Raw genomic sequence first — 26,997 nt, forward strand, 5'->3', positions numbered from 1 at the left:
GGAGGTAGCACAGATGTCCCAGCACGGCGTCGGCCCGCGCGCGGTCACGCGCTCGGTCGCCTTCCTCACCGCGGGTGTGCTCGCGGTGCCCGCGCTCGCCGGATGCGGCTCCGAGGACCCCGCGGGCAAGCCGCTCGCCGCGCCGGACATCCAGCCCGCGGGCCGCGACCGGATCGCCGACGGCGGCACCCTGCGCTGGGCCGTGGACTCCGTGCCCGACACCCTGAACACCTTCCAGTCGGACGCCGACGCCACCACCACCCGCGTCGCCCAGGCCGTCCTGCCGTCGATGTTCCGGATGAACGCCAGTGGCCGCCCCGAGCGCGACCCCGCCTACCTGGAGTCCGCCAAGGTCGTCGAGACGGAGCCCAAGCAGGTCGTCCTGTACAAGCTGAACCAGCAGGCCGTCTGGAGCGACGGCCGGGAGATCGGCGCCGCCGACTTCGCCGCCCAGTGGCGCGCCCTGTCCGGCAAGGACACCGCCTACTGGACCGCCCGCAACGCCGGCTACGAGCGCATCCAGAAGATCGAGCGCGGGGACAACGCCCTGGAGGTCAGGGTCACCTTCAGCCGCCCCTACGCCGACTGGCGGTCGCTGTTCTCGCCGTTGTACCCCAAGGACGTCATGGGCACCCCGGACTCCTTCAACGACGGGGCACGCAAGAAACTCAAGGTCACCGCCGGCCCCTTCACGGTGAAGAAGGTCGACCGCGAGGACGACGAGATCACCCTCGCCCGCAATCCGCGCTGGTGGGGCGAGCCGGCCAAGCTCTCCGAGATCGTGCTGCGCACCGTGCCGCGCGACAAGCGGGCCGCCGAGCTGGCCGCCGGCACCCTCGACATGGCCGAGATCGACCCCTCCGCGGCCCGCCGCATCACCGTCGCCGCCCAGCCGCGCAGTTCCAGCAGCCCGCTGATGGGCCCCGGCGCCGACCGGTCCGCCGCGCACGCCCTGCGCTCCTGGGCCGTCGCCAACGGCACCGACGAGGATGCCGCCGACGAGGAGACCGTCTCCGGCAAGAAGCTGCGCAAGGCGGCCGCCACGTACGCCCGGCAGCAGCAGGCCCTGCGCGGCTTCGAGGTGCGCAAGTCCCTGGAGCCCGCCTACACCCAGCTCGCCCTGAACGGCGCCGAGGGCCCGCTCGCCGACGAGCGCGTCCGCAGGGCCGTCGCCCGCGCCCTCGACCGCAGGGAACTGGCCGAGGCCGTCCTGAAGCCCCTGGGCCTGCCCGCCGTCCCGGTCGGCAGCCACCTGGCCCTCTCCGGCCAGGCCGCCTACGCCGACAACAGCGGCGCCCTCGGCGGCCAGGACACCAAGGAGGCCCAAGCCCTGCTCGCGGACGCCGGGTGGGTGCGCGGCGGCCCGATCAAGGAGCAGCAGAAGAAGAAGGACGGGGAGAAGGCGGCCGGCGCCGAGGGCGAGAAGGCCGGCGCCTCCGAGGAGGAGTCGGCCGACGACGGCGGCGAGGACAACAAGGCGCGCCCCGGGCAGGACCCGTCCGACCACCTCGCCCAGGACGGCAAGCAGTACAAGCACTCGAACCAGGGCGGCGCCCCCGGCGCGTACGCCCCCAAGGGCACCGCAGCCCCGGCGGGCCGCGAGGCCGCCCCGCTCGCCAAGAACGGCAAGCCCCTCACGCTCCGCTTCGTACTCCCCTCCGGGCCCGGCTCCCAGACGCTGCGCACGGTCGCCGACCGCATCTCCCGCATGCTGGAGCGTGTCGGCATCGGCACGGACATCTCCAAGGTCTCCGACGAGTCCTACTTCAAGGACCACATCGCCTCCGGCCAGTACGACCTCGCGCTGTACTCCTGGCCCGCCACCGCCTTCCCCGCCACCGACGCCCGCCCCGTCTACGCCAAGCCCGTCCCGGCCGCCGACGGCTCCCTGAACGTCGAGCAGAACTACACCCGCGTCGGCACCGACCAGGTCGACCAGCTCTTCGACGAGGCCGTGTCCACCCTCGACGAGGGCGAGTCCCGCTCCCTGATCCGCAAGGCGGACTCCCGCATCTGGGCGGCGGCCGGCTCCATCCCCCTCTTCCAGCGCCCCCAGCTCATCGCGGCCCGCAAGAACCTCGTCAACACCGGCGCCTTCGGCTTCGGCAGTCCGGTCTACGAGGACATGGGCTTCCTGAAGAAGGGCGCGAAGCCGGCGGCGGGCCCGTCCGCGAAGGGATCGGCCGCTCCGTAGCTCCCTTGCCGCTGCGGCCCGGCGCCCGCACCATGGACCCAGCAGGGATCATGGTGCGGGCGCCGGGCGTCCGTTCACGGGGGACGGGAGCCGGCGGATGTGCGACACGGTAGGGCGGGCCTGCGCGGCCGGGCTGCTCTTCGGGGTGCTGGTGGCGGGGCTGACGGCGTGCACGGCGGACACCGACGGCGACGGCACCGACCGTAGGACCGGCAGGGCTGCAGCGCAGGCCTGCGCGGACGGCACCTTCGCCTGGTCCCACATCACCCGGCGGGACCGGCTGACCGGCGTCTTTGAACCGGAGCGGCTCGAAGCGGACGGGGGCGCGACGCGGAACGCGATGCGCCGGGTCCACACACCGCGCCCGTCCGTACGGGCCGACGGACCGGCCCCGTCCGCCGCAGAGGTCCTCTTCTCGCTCGGCAGGAAGACCGGCGAGGTCGACTCCGACGCACGCACCCTGGCGGAGGCGGCCGAGGGAGAGGCCGGCGCGTTCACCGATGTCCACCGGCCGGCCCCGAAGCTCGACCCCGACCGGCTCACGACCGGCACGGCGGGGGACTTCGTCCAGTACGCCGGAGTGAAGGAAGTGGCGGCGGACTTCCGCTACACCTGCCCGGACGGCAGCACGGCCTCCGGCCACGCCCGCACCTGGACGGTCGACATCACCGGCCTCCTCGACTGCGAGGAACGCCCCGACTCGCCCCTGGCCCGAGAGGCCGCCCGGCACTCCTGCGAGCGGGCAGTTCCCTCCAGCCCGTCCGGCGCTTGAACACGGACGCCGAGCAGCAGTACAACCCACCCTGACCTGCACCGACGCATCCCGGCTAACCCCAACCGGAGCAGACCCGTACCATGGGGTGAGGCCGTGGCATGTTGAGCCCGGCAGGGCCCGCGCACCACCGATGTACGCGCAGGGCATTCCTCACACTCCGGGAGTACGCCTTCTTATGGCCACGCGCCACGACATCCGCAACGTCGCCATCGTCGCCCACGTCGACCACGGCAAGACCACCATCGTCGACGGCATGCTGAAGCAGGCCGGTGCCTTCGCCGCGCACCAGCTCGAAGGCGTCGACGACCGCATGATGGACTCGAACGACCTGGAGCGTGAGAAGGGCATCACGATCCTGGCCAAGAACACGGCGGTGAAGTACCACCCGAAGGACGGGGGGGACGTCATCACCATCAACATCATCGACACCCCCGGTCACGCCGACTTCGGTGGCGAGGTCGAACGCGGTCTGTCGATGGTCGACGGCGTCGTGCTGCTCGTGGACGCCTCCGAGGGCCCGCTGCCGCAGACCCGCTTCGTGCTGCGCAAGGCGCTCCAGCAGCGGCTGCCCGTCATCCTGTGCATCAACAAGACGGACCGCCCGGACTCCCGGATCGACGAGGTCGTCAACGAGACGTACGACCTCTTCCTCGACCTGGACGCGGACGAGGAGCAGATCGAGTTCCCGATCGTCTACGCCTGCGGCCGCGACGGCATCGCCTCGCTGACCAAGCCGGAGAACGGCACGGTCCCGGCCGACTCCACCAGCCTGGAGCCGTTCTTCTCCACGATCCTGGAGCACATCCCGGCCCCGACCTACGACGAGACCGCCCCGCTCCAGGCCCACGTCACCAACCTGGACGCCGACAACTTCCTCGGCCGTATCGCGCTGCTCCGCGTCGAGCAGGGCGAGCTGCGCAAGGGCCAGACGGTCGCGTGGATGAAGCGCGACGGGTCCGTCAGCAGCGTCCGCATCTCCGAGCTGATGATGACCGAGGCGCTCACCCGCAAGCCGGCGGAGATGGCCGGCCCCGGTGACATCTGCGCGGTCGCCGGTATCCCGGACATCATGATCGGCGAGACCCTGGCCGACCCGGAGAACCCGGTCGCGCTGCCGCTGATCACGGTCGACGAGCCCGCGATCTCCATGGTCATCGGCACCAACACCTCCCCGCTGGTCGGCCGTGGCGCCACCGGCAAGGGCGCCGACAACAAGGCGGCCGTCAAGGACCGCAAGGTCACCGCCCGTCAGGTCAAGGACCGCCTCGACCGCGAGCTGATCGGTAACGTCAGCCTCCGGGTGCTGGACACCGAGCGGCCGGACGCCTGGGAGGTGCAGGGCCGTGGTGAGCTGGCGCTGGCCATCCTGGTCGAGACGATGCGCCGTGAGGGCTTCGAGCTGACCATCGGCAAGCCGCAGGTCGTCACCAAGGACGTCGACGGCAAGGTCTACGAGCCGGTCGAGCGCATGACGATCGACGTGCCCGAGGAGCACATGGGTGCCGTCACGCAGCTCATGGGTGTCCGCAAGGGCCGCATGGACAACATGTCCAACCACGGCTCCGGCTGGGTCCGCATGGAGTTCGTCGTGCCCTCGCGCGGTCTCATCGGCTTCCGGACCGAGTTCCTGACCCAGACCCGCGGCACGGGCATCGGCCACTCCATCCACGAGGGCTTCGAGCCCTGGTTCGGCACGCTCCAGACCCGTAACAACGGCTCCCTGGTCGCCGACCGCTCCGGTGCGGTCACCGCCTTCGCGATGACCAACCTCCAGGAGCGCGGCGTGCTGTTCGTGGAGCCGGGCACCGAGGTGTACGAGGGCATGATCGTCGGCGAGAACTCCCGCGCCGACGACATGGACGTCAACATCACCAAGGAGAAGAAGCTCACCAACATGCGGTCGTCCACGGCCGATGTGACCGAGTCGATCGTCCCGCCGCGCAAGCTGTCGCTGGAGCAGTCCCTGGAGTTCTGCCGGGACGACGAGTGCGTCGAGGTCACCCCGGAGGCCGTGCGCATCCGCAAGGTGAACCTGGACGCCCGCGAGCGCGCCCGCGCCGCGAGCCGCGCCAAGCACGGCTGACGCCTGCCGTTCGACGACACCGGGCACCCCGCCTCGCGGGGTGCCCGGTGTCGTCGTGAAGCGGAGGCAACGAGAAGGGAAGGGTTAGGGAAAACCCTCGATTTGCCGGGGACGGCCGTCCGGAGCGCCCCGTTCGCACTACCCTGCTGCGGAAGTGCCGCGCCCTGCCCGCGCACGGGCCCGTACAACGGCCTTGCGGCGGAGGCTTCTTGAGCGCGTGACAGCCCCGGTGGCACCCTGCACGGCAGTCACGGCAGCCGCAAGCGGTTTATCTCACTCTCGCGTCCGGAATGCGGACACTCGCCACCGATAGATGTGTAACAAGTCCGTTTCGCAGGGATCTTTCACCAAACCCTTTGTCCGGATTTTGGAAGATGTAGGCGTGAGCTGTGATCGAACCGAGACCTCGAGAGTGTGGTTCGCTCCTGGCGTTTGGCAGATAGTTAGGCGCGTAGAGCTCGGATGAACGGGTCATGCGCTGGAGGCGGCGCCGACTCACGAGCGCGGGGGCACCTGACGATTTCCGGCACCGGCGACGGGCGGTGGCGGTGGTCTGTCTGTGCTCCCTTCGCGGTGAACCAATGACTTCATAGGAGGAACCCATGCGCGGTGCCAAGAGCGCCAAGTGGGTCGCGGGGGCGATAGTCGTCGCCCTGGCCGCCACCGCCTGCGGCGGCGGCGACGACAGTGCCGGCGACGACATGAACAAGGGGAAGGCCGACCCGAACGGCATCGTCACTGCGCAGCTGAGCGAGCCTCAGAACCCGCTGCAGCCGGCCAACGCCAAGGAGAGCCAGGGCAGCCGTGTCCTGCGCACGATCTTCGCCGGCCTGGTCGACTACGAGCCCGGCACCGGCAAGCTCGAGTACGTCAACGCCGAGTCGGTCACGCCGAACAAGGACGCGTCCGAGTGGACCGTCAAGCTCAAGCCGGGCTGGAAGTTCCACGACGGCACGCCGGTCACCGCCAAGTCCTATGTGGACTCCTGGAACTGGTCGGCCAACATCAAGAACACCCAGACCAACTCCAGCTGGTTCGCCGACATCGTGGGCTTCGAGGACGTGCACCCGGAGAAGGGTGAGCCGAAGTCCGACAAGATGTCGGGTCTGAAGGTCGTCGACGACAACACCTTCACGGTCAAGCTGACGCAGCCGGTCTCGTACTTCGCGTACAAGCTGGGCTACGACGTGTGGGCGCCGCTGCCCGAGGCCTTCTTCAAGGACCCGAAGGCGTTCGGCGAGAAGCCGGTCGGCAACGGCCCGTACAAGTTCGTCTCCTGGGAGCACAACAAGCTCATCAAGGTCCGCAAGTTCGCGGACTACCAGGGCCCGAACAAGGCCAAGAACGGCGGCATCGACTTCAAGAACTACACGACCGCCGACGCCGCCTACTCGGACCTGCGCTCCGACAACGTGGACTGGATCGAGCAGGTCCCGACCACCGCGCTGACGAGCTACAAGACGGACCTCGGCGACCGCGCCATCGACCAGCCGTACTCGGCCGTCCAGTCGATCGTCCCGGCGTTCTACACCAAGCAGTTCAAGGACATCGACCCCAAGGTCATCCAGGGTCTGTCCATGGCGATCGACCGCCAGACGATCACCAAGACCGTCCTTCAGGGCACGCGCACCCCGGCCGACTCCTACGTCGCCCCCGGCGTCCTCGGCTACAAGAAGGGCGCGCTCGGCGACATCGTCAAGTTCGACCCGGCCCAGGCCAAGAAGCTCATCCAGGAGGGTGGCGGCGTCCCGGGCAACAAGATCCAGATCCAGTACAACGCCGACCAGGACCACAAGCCGTGGGTCGACGCGGTCTGCAACTCGATCCGCAAGTCCACCGGCGTGGAGTGCACCGGCGACCCGAAGCCGACCTTCCAGGCCGACCTCGACGCCCGTGACAACGACCAGGTCAAGTCCATGTACCGCGGTGGCTGGGTGCTCGACTACCCGGTCAACTCGAACTTCATGCGCGACCTGTACGGCAGCACGGCGGCCGGTAACACCAGCAGCTACTCCAACAAGGAGTTCGACAAGCTGAGCTCCGAGGCGGACAAGGCCAGCTCGATCGACGAGACCGTGAAGCTGTACCAGCAGGCGGAGCAGCTCCTCGCCAAGGACATGCCGGCGATTCCGCTCTGGTTCTACAAGGTCAACAGCGGTCAGTCCAAGAACATCCTGGGCAAGATCGAGTACGGCCAGGACGGTGACCCGATCTTCGACACCATCCAGGTCAAGCAGAAGTAAGAAGACGACCGCAGACCGGTGCCGCCTCTCCCGTCAGGGGAGCGGCGGCGCCGGTCCGTAGGCACAGGCCTCCACCTCACCCCCTTAACCTGCGGTAGATGAGTGCGCAGGCCTCGCCGACCCCTCACGGCATGGAGGCGCAAGATGGGGCGCTACGCCGCCAGGCGACTGCTCCAGATGATCCCGATCTTCATCGGGACAACTCTGTTGATCTTTCTGATGGTCCACATCCTGCCGGGCGACCCGGTCCGGGCCATCTACGGGGACAAGGCTCCCGATCCCGCACAGATCGCGCAGATCAAGCGCGAGTACGGCTTCGACAAGCCCGTCCTCGAACAGTACGTCCACTACATGTGGAATCTCCTCCAGGGAGACTTCGGCAAGAACCTGGCCGGCCGTCCGGTCACCGAGCTCATGGCCGAGGCCTTCCCGGTGACACTGCGGCTGACGCTGCTGGCCATCACCATCGAGATCATCATCGGTGTGGGCCTCGGCGCGTGGGCCGGTCTGCGGGCCGGCAGGGCCGCCGACACCGGTGTGCTGGTCTTCACGCTGACGGTGATCTCCATCCCGGTGTTCGTCCTCGGCTTCATCGCCCGGTTCATCTTCGCGGACGAACTCGGCTGGCTGCCGCCCAACGTCCAGGACTCCACGGACTTCTCGCAGTTGTTCCTGCCGGCCTTCGTCCTCGCCATGCTGTCCATGGCGTACGTGGCCCGGCTGACCCGGACGACCTTCGCCGAGAACCTGCGGGCCGACTACATGCGCACCGCGCTCGCCAAGGGGCTGCCCCGGCGCCGCATCATCGGTGTCCACCTGCTGCGCAACTCGCTGATCCCCGTGGTCACCTTCGTCGGCACCGACGTCGGCGGCTTCATCGGCGGCGCGGTCATCACCGAGGGCATCTTCAACATCCAGGGTGTCGGCAACCTCCTCTACAGGGCGATCCAGACGAGCGAGGGCTCGACGGTCACGGGTGTGGTGACGGTGCTCGTCCTCGTCATCCTCCTGATCAACCTGCTCATCGACCTGCTGTACGCGGTCCTGGACCCGAGGATCCGGTATGCCTGACGTGACCAAGGCCCAGACCACCGACGCCGCGGCCGTGGACGCCGTGGCCCCGCCGGCCGTCGACGTCCCCGCCAAGGAGAGCGGCAAGAAGAGCGACAAGCCGCGCTCCCTGTGGGGTGACGCCTGGTACGACCTGCGGCACCGGCCCATGTTCTGGATCTCCTCGGTGCTGCTGCTCCTGCTGCTGGTGATCGCCGCGTTCCCCGGCTGGTTCACCAGCGTCGACCCGCGCGACGGCGACCTCGTCCACCACTACCTGGGCAAGCCGGAGCTGGGGCACTTCTTCCAGCCCGACTGGTTCGGCTACGACCAGCAGGGCCGCTCCATCTACTCGCGTGTCATCCACGGCACCCGCGCCTCGATCCTCGTCGGCGTCGGCGTGACCGCCCTGGTCACCCTGCTCGGCGGTCTGCTCGGCATGCTCGCGGGCTACTTCGGCGGCTGGATCGACTCGCTGATCTCCCGGATCGTCGACATCTTCTTCGGCCTGCCGTTCCTGCTCGGCACGATGGTCGTCCTGAACGCCTTCACCGAGCGCAAGGTGTACGTGGTGATCCTGGCCCTGGCCTTCCTGGGCTGGACCTCGATCGCGCGCGTCACCCGCAGCTCGGTCATCACGGCCAAGCAGGCGGACTACGTGACGGCGGCCCGGGCGCTCGGCGCCGGCACCACGCGGATCCTGTTCCGCCACGTGATGCCGAACGCCATCGCGCCGACCATCGTCGTGGCCACGATCGCCCTCGGCGGTTACATCTCCGCGGAGGCGACGCTGTCGTTCCTCGGCCTCGGCCTCAGCGACCCGACGATCTCGTGGGGCATCGACATCTCCGAGGGCAGCAAGGTGATCCGGGACAACCCGCACACACTGCTGTTCCCCGCGGGCATGCTCAGCCTCACGGTCTTCGCGTTCATCATGCTCGGCGACGCGGTGCGCGACGCCCTTGACCCGAAGCTGCGCTGAGGAGGGCGTACGTGACCACCATCGAAGAGACCCGTGACGTGCCCGAGCCGCGAGGCGCGGCCGGGGGCGACGTCCCCCTGCTCGAAGTGCGCGATCTGCACGTCGAGTTCCACACCCGCGACGGCGTGGCCAAGGCCGTCAACGGCGTCAACTACACCGTGAGCTCCGGCGAGACCCTCGCCGTGCTCGGCGAGTCCGGCTCCGGCAAGTCCGTGACCGCCCAGGCGATCATGGGCATTCTGGACATGCCGCCCGGGCGGATCCCCAAGGGCCAGATCCTGTACCGGGGTGAGGACATGCTCACCATGTCGGGCGACGCCCGGCGCAAGATCCGCGGCAGCAAGATCGCGATGATCTTCCAGGACGCGCTCTCCGCGCTGAACCCGGTGCTGTCCGTCGGCTACCAGCTCGGCGAGATGTTCCGCGTCCACCAGGGCCTGAGCAAGAAGGACGCCAAGGCCAAGGCGATCGAGCTGATGGACCGCGTGAAGATCCCGGCCGCGAAGGAGCGCGTCGGCGACTATCCGCACCAGTTCTCCGGCGGTATGCGCCAGCGCATCATGATCGCGATGGCGCTCGCCCTGGAGCCGGACCTGATCATCGCCGACGAGCCGACCACGGCCCTCGACGTGACGGTCCAGGCCCAGGTCATGGACCTGCTCGCGGAGCTGCAGCGCGAGTACAACATGGGCCTGATCCTCATCACCCACGACCTCGGCGTCGTCGCCGACGTAGCGGACAAGATCGCGGTGATGTACGCGGGCCGGATCGTGGAGACCGCCCCGGTGCACGAGCTGTACAAGCGGCCCGCGCACCCCTACACCAAGGGTCTGCTCGAGTCGATCCCGCGCCTGGACCAGAAGGGCCAGGACCTCTACGCGATCAAGGGCCTGCCGCCCAACCTGACCCGCATCCCGCCCGGTTGCGCCTTCAACCCGCGCTGCCCGCAGGCGCAGGACATCTGCCGTACGGACGTTCCGCCCCTGCACCCGGTCAGCGAGCGGGACGGCGGCGAGCTCGTCGGCCGCGGCAGCGCGTGCCACTTCTGGAAGGAGACGATCCATGGCTGACCTGGAGAAGACGGACGAGGCCATGGACGCCACTCCCAACGTCACCGAGGTCGAGACGGTCGAGGCCGCCACCGACGAGGAGGCCGTGGCCGCCATCGAGGCACCGGCCGAGCGCGGCGAGCCGATTCTCCAGGTGCGCAACCTGGTGAAGCACTTCCCTCTGACCCAGGGCATCCTGCTCAAGCGTCAGATCGGCGCGGTCAAGGCCGTGGACGGGGTCTCCTTCGACCTCTACCAGGGCGAGACGCTCGGCATCGTGGGCGAGTCCGGCTGCGGCAAGTCCACGGTCGCCAAGCTGCTGATGATGCTGGAGACGGCGACCGCGGGCGAGATCTTCTACAAGGGCCAGGACATCACCAAGCTGTCCGGCCGCGCCCTGAAGGCCGTACGCCGCAACATCCAGATGGTCTTCCAGGACCCGTACACCTCGCTCAACCCCCGTATGACGGTGGGCGACATCATCGGGGAGACCTTCGAGATCCACCCCGAGGTGGCCCCGAAGGGCGACCGCCGCCGCAAGGTCCAGGACCTGCTGGACGTGGTCGGCCTCAACCCCGAGTACATCAACCGCTACCCGCACCAGTTCTCGGGCGGTCAGCGCCAGCGCATCGGCATCGCCCGCGGCCTGGCACTCAACCCCGAGATCATCATCTGCGACGAGCCGGTCTCCGCGCTGGACGTGTCCGTCCAGGCGCAGGTCATCAACCTGATGGAGAAGCTCCAGGACGAGTTCAACCTGTCCTACCTCTTCATCGCGCACGACCTGTCGATCGTCCGGCACATCTCGGACCGGGTGGGTGTGATGTACCTGGGCAAGATGGCCGAGATCGGTACGGACACGGAGATCTACGAGCACCCGACCCACCCCTACACGCAGGCCCTGCTCTCCGCGGTGCCGGTCCCCGACCCGGAGTCCCGCGAGGGCCGTGAGCGCATCATCCTCACGGGCGACGTCCCGTCCCCGGCCAACCCGCCCTCGGGCTGCCGCTTCCGCACCCGCTGCTGGAAGGCCCAGGACAAGTGCGCCCAGGAGGTCCCGCTCCTCGCGGTCCCCGAGCGCTTCAAGGGCGAGGACACCCCGGCGGCCCACGAGTCGGCCTGCCACTTCGCCGAGGAGAAGGACGTGGTCCACGCGGCCTGACGGCCCTGTACGGCGTCCCTTCCGGTTCCCGGCCCTTCTTGGCGAAGGCGCCGGGAGCCGGCGTTCGAGGATCCGAATTGCTGCATCACATCGAACTCTGGGTTCCCGATCTCCCCCGGGCGACCCGCGAATGGGGCTGGCTCCTCGGCCGGCTCGGCTACGACCCGTACCAGGAGTGGGACCACGGACGCAGCTGGCTCCTGGGCGCGACGTACCTCGTCGTCGAGCAGTCCCCTGCCCTGCGAGCCACCGAGCACGACCGCATGAGGCCCGGCCTCAACCACCTGGCGTTCCACGCCGGGACGCCGGCAGACGTCGACGCGCTGGGCCGGGAGGCCGCCGCGCACGGCTGGGCCTCCCTGTTCCCCGACCGCTACCCCCACGCCGGAGGCCTCGGGCACTACGCCGCCTACCTCACCAACACGGACGGGTTCGAGGTCGAGTTGGTGGCTGCCGAAGTGCGCACAAACCCCCGCGAACTGCGTTAACACGCAGGCAACTTCGCCGACCCGATCCCGATATACGGACACGTCAGGCTGAACAGCGTACGGCCGTGCGGGTGCCGTAAACGGGCCGGGGCGCGCCATGTCGCCCCGGCCCGTTGCATGCTCAGGCGCCGGTGATCCCCAGGGACCGCTTCAGGAAGTCGACCTGGAGCAGCAGCAGGTTCTCCGCGACCTGTTCCTGCGGGGTGATGTGGGTGACCCCGGACAGTGGCAGCACCTCGTGCGGGCGGCCGGCGGCCAGGAGGGCCGAGGAGAGGCGCAGGGCGTGGGCGACGACCACGTTGTCGTCGGCGAGGCCGTGCACGATCATCAGCGGGCGGTGCGGCTCGGCGGGGGAGGACAGACCGTCCGCCGTGACGAGGGAGCTCCGCGCGTACGCGTCCGGCTGGTCGGCCGGGTCCCCCAGGTAGCGCTCCGTGTAGTGCGTGTCGTACAGGCGCCAGTCCGTCACGGGCGCGCCCGCGATCCCCGCGTGGAAGACGTCCGGCCGGCGCAGCACCGCGAGGCCGGCCAGCCAGCCGCCGAAGGACCAGCCGCGGATCGCCACCCGGGACAGATCCAGCGGAAACCTCTTCGCGAGGTCTTCCAGGGCCTCCACCTGGTCGTCCAGTGACAGTGTGAAGTCGTGGTGGATCCCCTTTTCCCAGGCGGGGGAGCGGCCCGGGGTGCCCCGGCCGTCCGCGACGACCACCGCGAATCCCTGGTCCGCGAACCACTGCGAGGTGAGATGCGGGTTGTGGGCGGCGAAAACCCGCTGCCCGTGCGGCCCGCCATACGGGTCCATGAGCACCGGCAGGGGGGTGTCACCGGCGTAGTCCCGAGGCATAAGCACGGCGCACGGGATGCGGCGTGCGCCCCCCTCGGTGAGAGTCACGCGGGGGGACATACCGGGATCTTCGGCGTACGAAGGGACAGCCATCGCCGCTTTTCCGTCGCGCAGTACCTGCACCCGCGCCCCTGGCCGGTCCAGCGTCGCCGAGACCAGAACCGTCACGTCCCCGGTCCGCGCCGCCGAGTGGACGCCCGGCTCCTGCGATACCCGCTCCACGCCCAGTTCGTTCACCCGGTACACATGCACCTGGCCCGTCTCCGCCTCGGCGGCCTCCTCGCCCGCGGACGCGGAGATCAGCACGTCGTCGTCGGAGACGTCGAGCACGGCCCGCACATGCAACTGCGCTCCCGTGAGCGGCCGGTCCCCGACCGCCAAAACCCGCGCACCGCCCTCGTCCGCGATCCGCACCAGCTGCCCGGCCGGACTCCAGCACGGCACCCCGGGGAAAAGATCAAGCCATGTTCGATCTTCGTCGGCGTGCACCATCCGGGTCGCGCCCGACCCCGGGTCCACGGCGAGAATCAGCTGGCTGCGCTGGTCGCGCGCCTGGACGAGCAGCAGCGGCGCACCCGCCGCTGACCAGTGCACACGCGCCAGATACGGGTACCGCGCCCGGTCCCAGGCGACCTCCGTGCGCACGCCGTCCAGACCGATCACGAACAGCCGTACGTCCGCGTTGCCGGTGCCCGCCGCCGGATACGCCACCCGCTGCGGCTCGCGTTCCGGATGGGCCGGGTCGGAGATCCACCACCGCTGCACCGGTGTGCCGTCCGCGCGCGCCACGAGCAGCCGGTCCGACTCCGGGGCCCACCAGAAACCGCGCGAGCGCCCCATCTCCTCGGCCGCGATGAACTCGGCCAGTCCATATGAGACATTCTCCGACTCCGGCTCGGCGAGCGCCCGGTCGCCCTCCCCCTCGGCACCCACGACGCGCAGCGCACCCTGCGCGACGTAGGCGACATGCCGCCCGTCGGGCGACGGACGCGGGTCGATCACCGGCCCGGGCGTGGGCAGTTCACGCGCCGTCCCGGCCCGCAGCTCAGCCGCGAAAAGCCGCCCTGACAAGGCGAAAGAGGCCAACTCGACGGCTGTGTCGGTGGCGTACCCGACGATGCCTGCGCCGCCCTCCCGGCTGCGTTCACGCCGGGCGCGTTCCTCGGGCGAGAGGTCCTCCGAGGCGCCGCCCAGCAGGGCGCGCGGGTCGGCGGCCACGCGCTCCCCGCCCTCTTCCGTGTCGAGGACCCACAGCGCATTCGCCCGGTCGGTACCGGAACCGGAGCGCAGGAACACGACACGCGAACCGTCGGGCGCCACGCTGAACGAACGCGGCGCGCCGAGCGTGAAGCGCTGGGTACGGGCGTGCCGTCGGGGGAAGGAGTCAGGCTCGGTCGTCATGCCCTGACCATATTGGCCATGCGCCCCCTTGTGCGGCCGTGCGCCGATCGATGCGCACGGACGGATAGTTATGATCAATGTCGCATAGTGGGTATGAACCTGCTGGCTGTTGTACGGATTTGATGCCCCCATAGTCCGACCCCCCCCGCCCTCGTGGATCTTTGGAGGTGAGCCGCCGTGGCACTCTCGATTTCGGCGGTGGTGCTGCTGGCGATCATCGTCTTCCTGCTCATCAAGAAGTCAGGGCTGAAAGCCGGGCATGCGGTCGTGTGCATGCTGCTCGGCTTCTACCTCGCCTCCTCGACCGTGGCTCCCACGATCAGCGAGCTGACGACCAACATCGCGGGCATGATCGGCAGCATCAAGTTCTGACCGCCGGACCTCGTAGTCTGGGTCCATGACGGAACTGCCCGACCGGCGTCTGCTGCTGGTGCACGCGCACCCGGACGACGAGTCGATCAACAACGGCGCGACCATGGCCAGGTACGTGGCCGAGGGTGCCCACGTCACCCTGGTCACCTGCACCCTCGGTGAACGCGGCGAGGTCATCCCGCCCGAGCTCGCGCACCTGGCCGGGCCCGCCCTGGGCCAGCACCGCCGCCGGGAGCTCAGCGCCGCCATGGCCGAGCTCGGCGTCCGGGACTTCCGCCTGCTCGGCGGCGCCGGACGCTACAGCGACTCCGGGATGATGGGCCTGCCCGACAACGACGACCCCGCCTGCTTCTGGCAGGCCGACGTCGACGAGGCCGCCGCACACCTCGTCGAGGTGATCCGCGAGGTACGCCCCCAGGTCCTCGTCACCTACGACGACAACGGCGGCTACGGCCACCCCGACCACATCCAGGCCCACCGCGTCGCCATGCGGGCCGCCGAACTGTCCGCGGAGGCCGGCCGGCCGATCCCGAAGGTCTACTGGAACCGGGCCCCCCGGTCCGTTGTGGAGCAGTCCTTCGCCCGGCTCCGGGAGGACCTGCCCGGCCTGCCCTTCGCCAAGGCGGCCGACGTCGACGACGTACCGGGCGTCGTGGCCGACGAGCGGATCACCACCGCGGTCGGCGGCACCGCGCACGCCGCCGCCAAGGCCGCCGCGATGCGCGCCCACGCCACCCAGATCACCGTGTCCGGGCCGTACTTCGTGCTGTCCAACGAACTCGCCCAGCCGATCCTCACGACCGAGTACTACGAGCTGGTGCGCGGCGAGCGGGGCTCCGGCGAGCGGGAGACGGACCTGTTCGCCGGGATCGAGGAGGCCTCATGAGCGACCGGAGTCCGATGCTCGCCCAGCCGATGCGGCCGCCCTCCGCCGGACGGGCCGCCGCCGTTGCGGGGTTCTTCCTGCTCGGAGCCGTGGTCGGCGCGGCCGGCGCGCTGGTGCAGCCCGGGTGGTTCCCGGGCGGGCTGCTGCTCGCCCTCGCCGGCGAGGCCGGGCTCGTCCTCGGTGCCGCGCGCGTCACCCGCGGGCGGGCCGGGGGTGTCGCGGCCGCCGCCGGCTGGATGCTCGCCGTGGTCCTGCTCACCGCCAGCCGTCCGGAGGGCGACTTCCTGTTCGCGGCGGGGGCCGGCTCCTATCTCTTCCTGCTCGGGGGCATCGGTGTGGCTGTGATCTGCGCCACCCTCGCCCCGAGGCGGCAACCGGACGGCGACCCCGTCCGACTTGGCAAGTGACGTACCACTTCGCCAGGGCGCGCCCGTGGGGGTCCGGTGTGAGTTTCCCCAGCGGTCCTGAGATACGGGTGAGAAGTGGCCAGTATGGTGGTGCGCGCCGCCGAGCTGCCCGCGTGAGGTTGTGTCGGGCGGCGGAGCCAACCGGGAGAACCTGCCTTGAGTCGTGAAACTGACACTCCGTCCTCCGGGCCCAACGGGCGCGGCGGAGCCGCCTACCCGTCGGGTACGCCGCCGTACGGGACCCCGACGGTCTCCGACGGCGGTACGGAAGCGGGCCGTTCGGCCACGCGGCCGGAGGAACGCAAGACCGAGACCACGCTGACGACCCGGATCCGGATCAACATCCCCGGGTCCCGGCCCATTCCGCCGGTGGTCGTGCGCAAGCCCGTCGCGGATGCGGAGGCCTCCGGCGACACCGGCGCCGCCGCCGGCAACGACGCGACGGCTCCGGGCGCCGCCACGCCCAGAGGCACCGGCACGGCCGAGTCTCCTGGCGAGCCCGCCCGGTCCGGCGAGGACAAGCCGGCCAGCGACTGGTTCGCGCCCCGCAAGTCCGGCTCGGGCAAGGCCGGTCAGGGCAGCGGCTCCACCAACGGGGCCGGTCTGCCGGGCGGTTCGGGTCCGGCGGCGGGTGGTCCGGGTGCCGGTGGTACCGGTTCGGGCGGCCCCGCTGCGGGTGGCTCCGGTGCCGGGCGGCCCGGAGGCGTGGTCGGTTCCATGAGCAGGCCGGGCGGCTCCCGGTCCGGCGGTACGAACAGTGCGGGGCTCCCCGGCGGCGCGACCGGCGGCCCCGTCGCGCCCGGGCACGGCGGCGGCACGGGCTCCTTCGACGTCACCGAGGCACTGGCGGCTGGCCCGCTCGGCAACGGTTCACGTCCCGCCCCGCGCAGTGACGGTGGCGAAACGCGCCGCGACGACCTGCCGTACTTCTCGGAGAACGACCGCCTCGGCGGGAACGACCAGGGCGGCTACGGCGGTCAGGGCGCTCCCAACGGCTTCGGTGACGCGGGCGGGCCCGGCGGCCCCGGCACACAGCGCCCGGCCGGCCCGACCACCGGTCCGGTCACCGGGGACGGCCCGGTGGTCCCACCGGCGGGCGGCCCCGGCGGGCCGGGCAGCTTCAACGAGCAGGGCGGCCCCGGCGGGCCTGGCGCTTTCAATGAGCCGGGTGGTCCCGGTGGGCCGGGTTCCTTCAATGGGCCGGGTGGTCCTGGTGGCCGCGGCGCGTTCAACGAGCCGGGTGGTCCCGGCGGCTTCAGCGAGCCCGGTCGCCCTGGCGGCCCCGGCGCTTTCAATGAGCCGGGTGGTCCTGGCGGCGGCCCCGGTGGCTTCAGCGAGCCTGGTCGCTCCGGTGGCCCCGGCAGCTTCAACGATCCGGGTAGGCCCGGTGGCCCCGGTGCCTTCGACGAGCCCGGTCGCCCCGGCACGCCCGGTCGCCCCGGCACGCCCGGTGGCTCCGGTACGCCTGGTGGCCCCAGCGCCTTCAACGACCCCGGCCAGCCGGGCGACCCCGCCGCACCCGCCGGTCCCGGGGCCATAGGCGGCCCCGCCGGCACGGGCGGACCCGGCGGACCAGCCGGTACGGCCAACCCCGGGCGTCCTGGCGGCCCCGGCGGTACGAGCAATCCCGGAGGCCCTGGCGGCCCCGGCGCCCCCTCGGGTCCCGGTGGCCCCGGCCCCTTCGGCGGCGCCCCCGGCGCTTCCGCTCCCACCGGCCACGGCGCCGCGGGCCACGGCCCCGGCGGCGGGATGAGCGACGACACCGCCATCCTCACCCCGCAGAAGCCGGCCCCCGAGCCGCCGGACGGCCAGGGCTACGGCCCCCGGCACGACAACGTCTCCGGACACACCGTCACCAGCGGCATCCCCGTCGTACCGCCCGGCGCGGCCTCGCCGTACGGCCCGGGCGCGCCCGGCGACGGCCCGGTGCCCCACACGGCCCCGAAGCTGCCCGAGCCGGTCTCCCCGCCCCCGGCGAGCTCCTCGAAGGCGCCGAAGAAGAAGGGGCGCAACAAGTTCGTGCTGCTCGCCGCCGGCCTGGTGGTCATCGCCGGTGGCGTCTACGGCGCCGGACTGCTGATGAACCGCACCGACGTACCCAAGGGCACCACCGTGCTCGGCGTCGACATCGGCGGCACGACCCGCGACGGCGCGGTCAAGAAGCTCGACGAGGCCTTCGACGACCGCGTCGGCAAGGAGCTGAAGCTGTCGGTCGGCGGCAAGACCGTCGCCCTGGACCCGGACAACGCGGGCCTCCAGTTCGACATGGACGCCACGGCCGACGCGGCGGCGAAGAGCGACTACAACCCGGTCTCCGTGATCGGCTCGCTCTTCGGCAACCACCGCGTCGTCACGCCCGTCATGCCCGTCGACGAGGAGAAGCTGCACGCCTCCCTGGAGAACGCCGCGGGCGGCTCCGGATCGGCGACCGACGGCACCATCAAGTTCCAGGGCGGCAAGGCCGTTCCCGTGTACGGCAAGGCGGGCAAGGGCATCGACCTCGCCAAGTCGACGACGGCGGTGGAGGAGGCGTACCGCTCCCAGGTGGAGACCGGCACGGCCGGCACGGTGAACCTCCCGACCACCACCCGGCAGCCGACCGTCTCGAACGCCGAGGTCGACCGGGTGCTGAAGGACTTCGCGCAGCCCGCGATGTCGGCTAAGGCCATCGTGCAGACCGACGCGGCGCACAGCATTCCGTTCGGCGCCCTGTCCCTGCCGAAGATCCTCAGCTTCAAGGCCGTCGACGGCAAGCTCGTGGACACGTACAACCTCAAGGCCCTCCAGGAGGCGTACGGCACCACGTTCGAGGGCGTGAAGATCGAGGGCGCGAGCGGCAAGCGCGACGTCATGCCGCAGGACGTCGTCACCGCGCTGCGCAAGGCCCTGCGCGGCAAGACGTCGGCGGAGCGCGTCGGAGTCATCGACACCAAGCCGAACTGACCTCCGGACGCCCGGCCGCACGAAGCCCCTGCCCACACCGGGCAGGGGCTTTCGTCGCTGTCACCCGAGAGGCTACGCACTGACCCTCCACCACGACGGCGCGGACGCGGGCGACGGTTCGCGAGGCCCCGGCGCCCCAGCACAGCCATCCAGACGCCGGCAGTGAGAAACCGCCCTACGGCGAGCAGGCGTCAGTTGAGCATCGCCCGGGCCGCGTGAGCCTCCCCCCGCACCCGCTCGGCAGCCCTCTCATCCACCGCCCGCACCACTTCCGCATAGGCCTCCAGCTCCACGGCCCCACTCAGAAAATCCCCTCGTCCCACCAGCAACTGCGCCCGCTCGTACCGCAACCGAGCCGGATGCGAGGGCAACAGCAACGACAACTCGACCGCCCACAGCGCCACATCCGACCGCTCCGGCCGAGCCGCCGCCCACGCCCGCACGTTGTTCAGGATCCGCAACACCACATCCAGCGGATCGGCCGGTCGCAGCATCGACGGATCAAGCTGCGTCCCCGTCGCCCCGGCAACCATCAACTCGGCGTCCGCCCCCGTGAGCACCCGCCCCCCGTCGAACGGATCGGCCAGCACCTGCCCTTCGTCAGGCCCGAACCCGACCACGAAATGCCCGGGCAGAGCCACCCCGTACACCGGCGCCCCGGCCCGCCGAGCCACCTCCATCCACACCACGGACAGCAGGATCGGCAGCCCGCGACGCCGCACCAGAACCTCGTGCAGCAGGGAGGACTCCAGGCGCCGGTAGTCCGCCGGGGTGCCGTGAAACCCCAGCCGGTCACCGAGCAGCTCCCGCAGGGCGACCGCCCACGCCCGCGGCCCCCCGGGCCGGTACGGCAGCAGCCCGGCCAGCCGGTCCAGCTCGACCTGCGCGGCGTCCATGCCCGCCTCGTCCAGCGCTCCGTCCGCCTCCGCGCCCACCAGCAGGCACAGCGTCGACAGATCGGGCCGCTCGGACCGGGCCTCTTCGGCGAACCGCCGCCGCAGCTCGGCGGAACGCTCGGGGGGCGGGGGATACGGGGGACGCATAGCTGGCTCGTGCCCTCTCACGACGATCGGTTACCGGCCGGAGGCGGGGGCATCCGGCGCCCGGTAGTGGTGGTACGCGTGGTGCGCGGCGAAACCCATCCCCGCGTACAACGCCCGCGCTCCCTCATTCTCGGCCTCGACCTGGAGCCACGCGGCCGACGCGCCCTCGTCGAGGGCCCGCCGGGCCAGCGCCGCCATCACGGCCGTGCCCAGCCCCTGCCGCCGCAGATCCGGATCGACCTCGACGGCGGCGAACCCGGCCCACCGCCCGTCGACGACACACCGCCCGATGGCGGCCGGAGCCTCGTCCTCCGCCGAACCGGTCACGGTCGCGAACCACACCGAAGGCCCGCTCCCCAGCACCCGCAACGCGACCTCGCTCACGCCCTTGCGCTGGTACCGGGCCAGCCACGCCTCGTCGGCCTCCCGGGACAGCGCCACCCCCGAGGGCTCGGCGAGGTCGGCGACCGGCGCCAGCGGCCCGACCCACATCTCGGCGGTCACTTCCCGCACCCAGCCCCGCGCCTCCAGCTCCGCGCACAGCAGCTCCTGCGTGCCCTCGGCACCGGTCGCGGTCTGGACGTAGGCGGGCAGGCCACGCTCGGCGTACCACCGCCGAACGGCCTCGAGGGCCTCGTCCAGGGACACGCCCGGGTCACCGAGCGGCAGCACCGAATTCGCCCGCCGTGTGAACCCGGACGCGGCCCGCAGCTCCCAGTCCCCGAGCCGCTCGCTCTCCACGGGCCGCCAGGCCCGCGCGGCGACCCGGGCCAGCTCCTCGTAGGAGGCGGCCGGACCGCGGCGGCGCGCCGGTGCGGCGGGCACGACCTTGCCCGCGACCAGCGCGGATTCCGCGATGCGGACGCTCTCGCCACCCTTCCGTGTGATCAGCAACACACCTTTGTCCCATGATGTGAGAACTCCGACCGTGTCGGTGAACTTCTCACCCGGAGGTGCATGTTCGATCAAGCTCCGCACGGAGACCCGTTTGCCCACGTCAGCAGCGGTGATACGGACCTCGAGTCGCCCGGCGGCAGAGATTTCCACAGGTCAGTTCACCCCTCCTGTTCGGATCATGCCCAAGAACGGAGATACTAGGGGTGGGCATCGACGACGCCGCGCTCCCGCGCGCCAGGCGGCGGAGCCTGAGGAGGCCCGCCAGCGCCCTATCGAGGAGGAACGACAGCGTGACCTACGTCATCGCGCAGCCTTGTGTCGACGTCAAGGACAAGGCGTGCATCGAGGAGTGCCCGGTCGACTGCATCTACGAGGGCTCCAGGTCCTTGTACATCCACCCGGACGAATGCGTCGACTGTGGTGCCTGTGAGCCGGTCTGCCCGGTCGAGGCGATCTTCTACGAGGACGACACTCCGGAGGAGTGGAAGGACTACTACAAGGCGAACGTCGAGTTCTTCGACGAGCTCGGCTCGCCCGGCGGCGCCAGCAAGCTGGGGCTGATCGAGCGCGACCACCCCTTCATCGCCGCGCTGCCGCCGCAGGCCTAGTCACCGCAAGCGGCCCGCACATCCGTGCCGCCTCGGTCCCGTACGGCCCGATCACGCCCTGATCGCCGTACGGGGCCGAGGCGTTTGCCGCGACGGCTCGTACGTACCAGAAAGTGAGCCAGAAACCGTGTCCGCAGTCTCCGACCGTCTCCCCACTTTCCCCTGGGACAAGCTGACGCCGTACAAGGCCACGGCCGCCGCCCATCCGGACGGCCTCGTGGACCTGTCGGTCGGCACCCCGGTCGACCCGGTCCCCGAGCTGATCCAGAAGGCGCTGGTCGCCGCGGCGGACTCCCCGGGCTACCCGACCGTCTGGGGCACGCCCGAGCTGCGCGACGCGATCACCGGATGGGTCGAGCGCCGCCTCGGCGCCCGGGACGTCACCCACCGCCACGTCCTGCCGATCGTCGGCTCCAAGGAGCTCGTCGCCTGGCTCCCGACCCAGCTGGGCCTCGGCCCCGGCGACCGGGTGGCCTACCCGCGCCTGGCCTACCCGACGTACGAGGTGGGCGCCCGCCTCGCCCGCGCCGAGTACGAGGTCTACGACGACCCGACGGAGCTGGACCCCGAGGGCCTGAAGCTCCTCTGGCTGAACTCCCCGTCCAACCCGACGGGCAAGGTCCTGCCGAAGGCGGAGCTCACCCGGATCGTCGCCTGGGCCCGCGAGCACGGCATCCTGCTCTTCTCCGACGAGTGCTACCTGGAGCTGGGCTGGGAGGCCGACCCGGTCTCGGTGCTGCACCCGGACGTCAACGGCGGCTCGTACGAGGGCATCGTCGCCGTCCACAGCCTCTCCAAGCGCTCGAACCTGGCCGGCTACCGCGCGGCGTTCCTGGCCGGCGATCCCGCGGTCCTGGCTCCCCTCCTGGAGATCCGCAAGCACGGCGGCATGATGACGCCGGCACCGACCCAGGCGGCGGTGATCGCGGCCCTCGGCGACGACGAACACGTCCGCGTCCAGCGCGAGCGCTACGCCGCTCGTCGCACCCTCCTGCGCGAGGCCCTCCTCGCCCACGGCTTCCGCATCGACCACAGCGAGGCCAGCCTCTACCTGTGGGCGACGAGGGGCGAATCCTGCTGGGACACGGTGTCCCACCTGGCCGAACGAGGCATCCTGGTCGCCCCCGGCGACTTCTACGGCCCGGCAGGCGCCGAGTTCGTCCGCGTCGCCCTGACGGCGACGGACGAGCGGGTAGCGGCGGCGGTACGACGCCTCTAGTGGCCTGGCCTGGGCAGTCGTTCCGCTGGGGCGATGGGGGAGGGTGGGCACAGCCAGCAGCGTCGAGCACCGGCCAAGACACTCCGGCCGAACCGACCCGGACAGACACAAACCGACGGGGTCCAGGGAAACTCCCTGGACCCCGTCGGCGGTCAAGACCCGGCGTCAGCCGACCGGCAGACTCTTGACCGGCAGCGAGTCAGCCGACGGCACCCCGCCCTTCGTCAGAGAGTCCGCCGGCAGGGCGCCCTGCGCCGAACCAGCCGCGTCATCGACGAGCTGCCCGGCCGAGCCCGCCGCGTCACCGGCGGCCTTCTGCGCGACCGGCGTGGTCTTCTTGACCGCCTTGCCGCTGGTCTTGCCCGCGGCCGGCACCGCCTTCTTGACAGTCTTGCTGCCGGTGTCACCCGCGGACTTGGTGACGTTCCGCGCCGCGCCGTCGACGGTGTCGCCGACGTTCGCCCCGTCCAGGGCGGTCAGCCCGCCGAGGTTCGGGGTGGCCGGCAGCTCGGGGGCCGCGCTGGCGGAGCCGGCCGCACCGACCCCGGCAGCCGCTCCCGCAGCGACGATCAACGCGGCACGGGCGATCCGGCGGGTCAGGGGGAGGGACATGGTGCTCCTTCGACGGGAGAGAACGGTGAGGTTGTGAAGTTTCCGGCCGGGTCCGGGAGTTGATCGACTGGCTGTTGATCGCCCCGGCTCGGACGCAGTGACTACCGCTCGAAGCCCGCGAAGGTTGCGGCGACGCAACGTAAAGAGTTGGCAATGCGTCGCATTATCGCCTGCGGATAAAAACGGGCAAAGAGGCTCTCCCCGGAAAGCCCGCCGAATCCTTCCAGCCCTTTGTTCCCAAGGGATCTCACGGTTTCCGGGCTGAGGACACGAAAACCTGCGCACACCGTCGCCGCCGCGCCGTTCGGGTAACCCTCAGAGTGAAGACCCGCACCCCTGCGCGATCTAGCGCATCGTCACAATACGGACGGCGTCCGCGTCGCGCTCCGCACCCGCGGTGCCCTTCACCGCGACGTCCCGCCACTCGCTGGCGGTGTTCCCGGCGACCCACTCCCGCCCCGCGTACGTGACGCGTGAGATGTGCAGCTCGGAGGCGTTGGCCACGGCCCAGTGCGCCAGCTGCCAGCCGCGCTGCTCCACGCTCTGCCCGGTGGCGGCACTGGTGTCGGCGGTCACCGGCAGCGTCATGGTCCGCCCGTCGGGAGCGCCCGTAGCGCTCGGGGACGGCGTCGGCGAGGCCGCCGGCGAGCGGCCCACTTCCGCACCGGCCGGCTCCAGCACATCGCGCCCGAAGTCCCGCACGAGCGCGGCACGCACCCCGTCCGGGCCTGTCGCCCGGGTCGCGGCCGGGCGGCCCTCACAGGTCAGCGTGGCCGCTGACTGCCCGGTCAGAGCCGCGGCGAGCAGCGCGGCGTCCGGCTCGTGCTTGGCGTAGGCCTGCGGGAAGCCGCTGCGCTGCACGCGCTGCGCGGCGACGGTGAGCGGCAGTCGTGTGTAGCCGGGCACCTTGACCAGGTGGTCGTAGAACTCGCCGGCCGAGTACGTCGGGTCCATGATCTCCTTCGGCGTGCCCCAGCCCTGCGAGGGCCGCTGCTGGAACAGGCCGAGCGAGTCACGGTCGCCATGGCTGATGTTGCGAAGGGCCGACTCCTGGAGTGCGGTCGCCAGCGCGATGGTCACGGCCCGCTCCGGCAGGCCGCGCCCGTCGCCCACGGCGGCGATCGTCGCCGCGTTCACCGCCTGCTCGGGCGTGAACTCGTACGATGCCCCGTCGCCCTTGCCGGAGACGACTTTGCAGCCCGGTTCGCCTGTGCCTCCGGTGACGTACTGCACCACGAGGTAACCGGCGATCGCGAGCAGGATCACGAACGCGGACCCGCATCGGAAGAGGCGGCCGCGACGCTTGGGAGGAGAGGACGGCTCTGGCACGCCGTACAAGGTACTGGAGAGTACGGAGTGCCTGGAGCCAGGTGTGGACAGTGTGCACAGGCCTGGCGCGTTAGGGTCGACGGCATGGCCGACACCTCACTTGACCTCACGCTGAACGCCGCGGAGCTCACCGCCCGGCTCGTCGACTTCCCCTCCGAAAGCGGCACCGAGAAGCCGCTCGCGGACGCGATCGAGACCGCGCTGCGGCCGCTGCCCCACCTGACGGTCGAGCGGTTCGGCAACAACGTCGTGGCGCGGACGAACCTGGGCCGCCCGGAGCGGGTGATCCTGGCCGGTCACATCGACACCGTCCCGATCGCGGACAACGTCCCCTCCCGGCTCGACGAGGACGGCGTCCTGTGGGGCTGCGGCACGTGCGACATGAAGTCGGGCGTCGCGGTGCAGCTGCGCATCGCGGCCACGGTCCCCGCACCCAACCGCGACCTGACCTTCGTCTTCTACGACAACGAGGAGGTCGCCGCGGAGCTGAACGGCCTCAAGCACGTCTGCGAGGCGCACCCCGAGTGGCTCCGGGGCGACTTCGCGGTCCTCCTGGAACCGTCGGACGGCCAGGTCGAGGGCGGTTGCCAGGGCACACTGCGGGTGCTGCTGAAGACCAGGGGCGAGCGGGCCCACTCGGCACGCGGCTGGATGGGCTCCAACGCGATCCACGCGGCCGCCCCGATCCTCGCCCGCCTGGCCTCCTACGAGCCGCGCTGGCCGGTCATCGACGGCCTGGAGTACCGCGAGGGCCTGAACGCGGTCGACATCACCGGGGGAGTGGCCGGCAACGTGATCCCCGACGAGTGCGTCGTCACCGTCAACTTCCGCTACGCGCCCGACCGCACACCCGAGGAGGCCGTGGCCCACGTCCGGGACGTCTTCGCGGACTGCGGCGTGGACGAGTTCGAGGTGGTCGACCACAGCTCGGCCGCGATGCCGGGACTTTCCCACCCGGCGGCCAAGGCGTTCATCGAGGCGGTGGGCGGCACCCCGATGCCGAAGTACGGCTGGACGGACGTGTCCCGCTTCTCGGCCCTGGGCGTCCCCGCGGTCAACTACGGCCCGGGCAACCCCCACTTGGCGCACAAGCGGGACGAACGCGTGGAGATCGCGAAGATCCTGGCGGGCGAGGAGCGCCTGCGGACCTGGCTGACGGCCTGAGCGGCCGGGACGCCGTCGTGTTTACGGCGCTCCATCGCGGACATGCTCACGTCCCTCGTTCGTAACCCGCGTAGATCTACGCTGAGGTGGAACGACAGGCACGACGGAGGGAGCGCACATGGCGACCGGCAACCCCGAGGGGAAGAAGCAGCCGCCGGAGGAGCAGCGCCTGGGCCCGGTCCTCCGGCGGCGGGGGCAGGTGCAGGCCAGCACCTCCGACCAGCGGCTGCTGGACGAGCGCGCCCCGTCCGACTGGGTGCACACCGACCCCTGGCGCGTGCTGCGCATCCAGTCGGAGTTCATCGAGGGCTTCGGTGCGCTCGCCGAACTCCCGCCCGCGATCAGTGTGTTCGGCTCGGCCCGGACACCGGCGGACTCGCCCGAGTACGAGGCGGGCGTCCGGCTGGGCCGGGGCCTGGTGGACGCGGGCTTCGCGGTCATCACGGGCGGCGGCCCGGGCGCGATGGAAGCGGCCAACAAGGGCGCCGTCGAGGCGAGCGGCATCTCGGTCGGCCTCGGCATCGAGCTGCCGTTCGAGCAGGGCCTGAACCCGTACGTCGATATCGGCCTCAACTTCCGCTACTTTTTTGTGCGGAAAATGATGTTTGTCAAATATGCCCAAGGGTTCGTCGTCCTGCCCGGCGGCCTCGGCACCCTCGACGAACTCTTCGAGGCCCTCACCCTCGTCCAGACCCAGAAGGTCACCCGCTTCCCCATCGTCCTCTTCGGCAGCGACTACTGGGGCGGTCTGGTCGACTGGCTCCGCCACACGGTCATCGCCCAGGGCAAGGCCGCGGAGAAGGACCTCCTCCTGTTCCACGTCACGGACGACGTGGACGAGGCGGTGGCACTGGTGTCGAAGGAAGCGGGCAGGTAGAGGCGAGCCGGTCTTCCCGGCCGACCGAGTCGTGCGGCGGGTGGGCATAGGCCCGGGGGGCCAGGGGCAAAGCCCCCTGGTACCTCAGGTCTACGCCCTAGGGGGTGTCCGCAAAGTCCCGCCTGCCCCGCGACGCCCGGCACGCCCTCTCGCCGCACCGGGCGAACACCCGCGTACAACCAGTACGCGGGCGTCCGCCCGGCACGCCGAGAGCACGCACCGAACGCCGCAGGGCCCGCCCTCCGGGCGGACGACGGGACTTTACGGACACCCCCTAGGGCGTGTTTTTGAACTGAGCTCCTGAACACGCCTCAGGCCGTGATGATCTCGGTGTGGGGCGTGGGGACCTTTCGGACGATCAGTGGTTGG

At 70.8% G+C, this 26,997-nt stretch carries 22 protein-coding genes; 17 read left to right on the forward strand and 5 right to left on the reverse strand.

Going from position 1 to position 26,997, the window contains the following annotated elements; all coding sequences use genetic code 11:
* Positions 1-13 precede the first annotated feature (13 nt).
* The 9 genes from ACIBNA_RS02685 (at position 14) to ACIBNA_RS02725 (ending at position 12,026) form a co-directional block, all read left to right on the forward strand.
* Positions 14-2,194 (forward strand): ABC transporter family substrate-binding protein, encoded by a 2,181-nt coding sequence (locus ACIBNA_RS02685; RefSeq protein ID WP_399163454.1) that lies wholly within the window; start codon positions 14-16, stop codon positions 2,192-2,194.
* Positions 2,195-2,291: 97 nt separating this feature from the next.
* A complete protein-coding gene (locus ACIBNA_RS02690) occupies positions 2,292-2,966 on the forward strand; it encodes a hypothetical protein (protein ID WP_399163455.1) in 675 nt (224 codons plus the stop codon).
* 178 nt (positions 2,967-3,144) lie between these two features.
* Positions 3,145-5,052, forward strand: a complete 1,908-nt coding sequence (gene typA, locus ACIBNA_RS02695; RefSeq protein ID WP_399163456.1) for a translational GTPase TypA — start codon at positions 3,145-3,147, stop codon at positions 5,050-5,052.
* Between the two features lie 602 nt (positions 5,053-5,654).
* Positions 5,655-7,295, forward strand: coding sequence for an ABC transporter substrate-binding protein (locus tag ACIBNA_RS02700; protein WP_399163457.1), 1,641 nt, complete (start codon positions 5,655-5,657; stop codon positions 7,293-7,295).
* Between the two features lie 144 nt (positions 7,296-7,439).
* On the forward strand, positions 7,440-8,366 hold the full coding sequence (locus ACIBNA_RS02705) for an ABC transporter permease (protein ID WP_399163458.1): 927 nt from the start codon (positions 7,440-7,442) through the stop codon (positions 8,364-8,366).
* Positions 8,359-9,327 (forward strand): ABC transporter permease, encoded by a 969-nt coding sequence (locus ACIBNA_RS02710; protein WP_399163459.1) that lies wholly within the window; start codon positions 8,359-8,361, stop codon positions 9,325-9,327. The genes ACIBNA_RS02705 and ACIBNA_RS02710 overlap by 8 nt, the downstream gene beginning before the upstream one ends.
* Before the next feature lie 11 nt (positions 9,328-9,338).
* Positions 9,339-10,397, forward strand: coding sequence for an ABC transporter ATP-binding protein (locus ACIBNA_RS02715; protein WP_399163460.1), 1,059 nt, complete (start codon positions 9,339-9,341; stop codon positions 10,395-10,397).
* The gene (locus ACIBNA_RS02720) at positions 10,390-11,538 is read left to right on the forward strand and encodes an ABC transporter ATP-binding protein (RefSeq protein WP_274819178.1); all 1,149 of its coding nucleotides are present in this window, start codon (positions 10,390-10,392) and stop codon (positions 11,536-11,538) included. The genes ACIBNA_RS02715 and ACIBNA_RS02720 overlap by 8 nt, the downstream gene beginning before the upstream one ends.
* Positions 11,539-11,615: 77 nt before the next feature.
* Positions 11,616-12,026 (forward strand): VOC family protein, encoded by a 411-nt coding sequence (locus ACIBNA_RS02725; protein WP_399163461.1) that lies wholly within the window; start codon positions 11,616-11,618, stop codon positions 12,024-12,026.
* Positions 12,027-12,147: 121 nt separating this feature from the next.
* Here ACIBNA_RS02725 and ACIBNA_RS02730 read toward each other — a convergent pair whose 3' ends face one another.
* Complete coding sequence (locus ACIBNA_RS02730) at positions 12,148-14,271, reverse strand: prolyl oligopeptidase family serine peptidase (protein WP_399163462.1); 2,124 nt, start codon at positions 14,269-14,271, stop codon at positions 12,148-12,150.
* 177 nt (positions 14,272-14,448) lie between these two features.
* On the opposite strand from ACIBNA_RS02730, the gene ACIBNA_RS02735 reads away from it, so the two are divergent.
* From ACIBNA_RS02735 to ACIBNA_RS02750, 4 genes are all read left to right on the forward strand, one after another.
* On the forward strand, positions 14,449-14,643 hold the full coding sequence (locus ACIBNA_RS02735; protein WP_019755516.1) for a hypothetical protein: 195 nt from the start codon (positions 14,449-14,451) through the stop codon (positions 14,641-14,643).
* A gap of 25 nt (positions 14,644-14,668) precedes the next feature.
* A complete protein-coding gene (mshB, locus tag ACIBNA_RS02740) occupies positions 14,669-15,529 on the forward strand; it encodes an N-acetyl-1-D-myo-inositol-2-amino-2-deoxy-alpha-D-glucopyranoside deacetylase (protein WP_399163463.1) in 861 nt (286 codons plus the stop codon).
* Positions 15,526-15,936, forward strand: coding sequence for a DUF6113 family protein (locus ACIBNA_RS02745; protein ID WP_274819201.1), 411 nt, complete (start codon positions 15,526-15,528; stop codon positions 15,934-15,936). Before mshB ends, ACIBNA_RS02745 begins: the two co-directional genes overlap by 4 nt.
* A 156-nt stretch (positions 15,937-16,092) precedes the next feature.
* Entirely contained in the window at positions 16,093-18,879 is a 2,787-nt protein-coding gene (locus ACIBNA_RS02750) for a hypothetical protein (RefSeq protein ID WP_399163464.1), read from the forward strand.
* A 191-nt stretch (positions 18,880-19,070) separates the two neighbouring features.
* On the opposite strand, the gene ACIBNA_RS02755 is transcribed toward ACIBNA_RS02750, so the two are convergent.
* Positions 19,071-19,922, reverse strand: coding sequence for a tetratricopeptide repeat protein (locus ACIBNA_RS02755; protein WP_399163465.1), 852 nt, complete (start codon positions 19,920-19,922; stop codon positions 19,071-19,073).
* 30 nt (positions 19,923-19,952) lie between these two features.
* Complete coding sequence (locus ACIBNA_RS02760; protein ID WP_399163466.1) at positions 19,953-20,969, reverse strand: GNAT family N-acetyltransferase; 1,017 nt, start codon at positions 20,967-20,969, stop codon at positions 19,953-19,955.
* 140 nt (positions 20,970-21,109) lie between these two features.
* Between ACIBNA_RS02760 and fdxA the strand changes: the two genes are divergently transcribed.
* Complete coding sequence (fdxA, locus tag ACIBNA_RS02765) at positions 21,110-21,427, forward strand: ferredoxin (RefSeq protein ID WP_010047804.1); 318 nt, start codon at positions 21,110-21,112, stop codon at positions 21,425-21,427.
* Between the two features lie 127 nt (positions 21,428-21,554).
* Complete coding sequence (locus ACIBNA_RS02770; RefSeq protein WP_399163467.1) at positions 21,555-22,646, forward strand: bifunctional succinyldiaminopimelate transaminase/glutamate-prephenate aminotransferase; 1,092 nt, start codon at positions 21,555-21,557, stop codon at positions 22,644-22,646.
* A 165-nt stretch (positions 22,647-22,811) separates the two neighbouring features.
* Here the strand turns inward: ACIBNA_RS02770 and ACIBNA_RS02775 are convergent, their stop codons facing one another.
* Positions 22,812-23,258, reverse strand: a complete 447-nt coding sequence (locus tag ACIBNA_RS02775) for an ATP-binding protein (RefSeq protein ID WP_399163468.1) — start codon at positions 23,256-23,258, stop codon at positions 22,812-22,814.
* 345 nt (positions 23,259-23,603) lie between these two features.
* Positions 23,604-24,587, reverse strand: a complete 984-nt coding sequence (locus ACIBNA_RS02780) for a heavy metal transporter (protein WP_399163469.1) — start codon at positions 24,585-24,587, stop codon at positions 23,604-23,606.
* A gap of 84 nt (positions 24,588-24,671) precedes the next feature.
* On the opposite strand from ACIBNA_RS02780, the gene dapE reads away from it, so the two are divergent.
* Both dapE and ACIBNA_RS02790 read left to right on the forward strand, forming a co-directional pair.
* Positions 24,672-25,751, forward strand: coding sequence for a succinyl-diaminopimelate desuccinylase (dapE, locus tag ACIBNA_RS02785; protein WP_399163470.1), 1,080 nt, complete (start codon positions 24,672-24,674; stop codon positions 25,749-25,751).
* A 118-nt stretch (positions 25,752-25,869) separates the two neighbouring features.
* Positions 25,870-26,628, forward strand: a complete 759-nt coding sequence (locus tag ACIBNA_RS02790; RefSeq protein ID WP_399163471.1) for a TIGR00730 family Rossman fold protein — start codon at positions 25,870-25,872, stop codon at positions 26,626-26,628.
* Positions 26,629-26,997: the final 369 nt, after the last annotated feature.

It is taken from the genome of Streptomyces sp. NPDC050164 (assembly GCF_044459945.1).
In the GTDB taxonomy this organism is placed as follows: domain Bacteria; phylum Actinomycetota; class Actinomycetes; order Streptomycetales; family Streptomycetaceae; genus Streptomyces; species Streptomyces coeruleorubidus_A.

Coding starts and splice junctions, on each gene's coding strand:
- ACIBNA_RS02690 (WP_399163455.1), top strand. CDS start 2,292: ATGTGCGACACGGTAGGGCGGGCCTGCGCGGCCGGGCTGCTCTTCGGG.
- dapE (WP_399163470.1), top strand. CDS start 24,672: ATGGCCGACACCTCACTTGACCTCACGCTGAACGCCGCGGAGCTCACC.
- ACIBNA_RS02755 (WP_399163465.1), bottom strand. CDS start 19,922: ATGCGTCCCCCGTATCCCCCGCCCCCCGAGCGTTCCGCCGAGCTGCGG.
- ACIBNA_RS02710 (WP_399163459.1), top strand. CDS start 8,359: ATGCCTGACGTGACCAAGGCCCAGACCACCGACGCCGCGGCCGTGGAC.
- ACIBNA_RS02720 (WP_274819178.1), top strand. CDS start 10,390: ATGGCTGACCTGGAGAAGACGGACGAGGCCATGGACGCCACTCCCAAC.
- ACIBNA_RS02730 (WP_399163462.1), bottom strand. CDS start 14,271: ATGACGACCGAGCCTGACTCCTTCCCCCGACGGCACGCCCGTACCCAG.
- ACIBNA_RS02700 (WP_399163457.1), top strand. CDS start 5,655: ATGCGCGGTGCCAAGAGCGCCAAGTGGGTCGCGGGGGCGATAGTCGTC.
- ACIBNA_RS02775 (WP_399163468.1), bottom strand. CDS start 23,258: ATGTCCCTCCCCCTGACCCGCCGGATCGCCCGTGCCGCGTTGATCGTC.
- mshB (WP_399163463.1), top strand. CDS start 14,669: ATGACGGAACTGCCCGACCGGCGTCTGCTGCTGGTGCACGCGCACCCG.
- ACIBNA_RS02790 (WP_399163471.1), top strand. CDS start 25,870: ATGGCGACCGGCAACCCCGAGGGGAAGAAGCAGCCGCCGGAGGAGCAG.
- typA (WP_399163456.1), top strand. CDS start 3,145: ATGGCCACGCGCCACGACATCCGCAACGTCGCCATCGTCGCCCACGTC.
- ACIBNA_RS02705 (WP_399163458.1), top strand. CDS start 7,440: ATGGGGCGCTACGCCGCCAGGCGACTGCTCCAGATGATCCCGATCTTC.
- ACIBNA_RS02745 (WP_274819201.1), top strand. CDS start 15,526: ATGAGCGACCGGAGTCCGATGCTCGCCCAGCCGATGCGGCCGCCCTCC.
- ACIBNA_RS02685 (WP_399163454.1), top strand. CDS start 14: ATGTCCCAGCACGGCGTCGGCCCGCGCGCGGTCACGCGCTCGGTCGCC.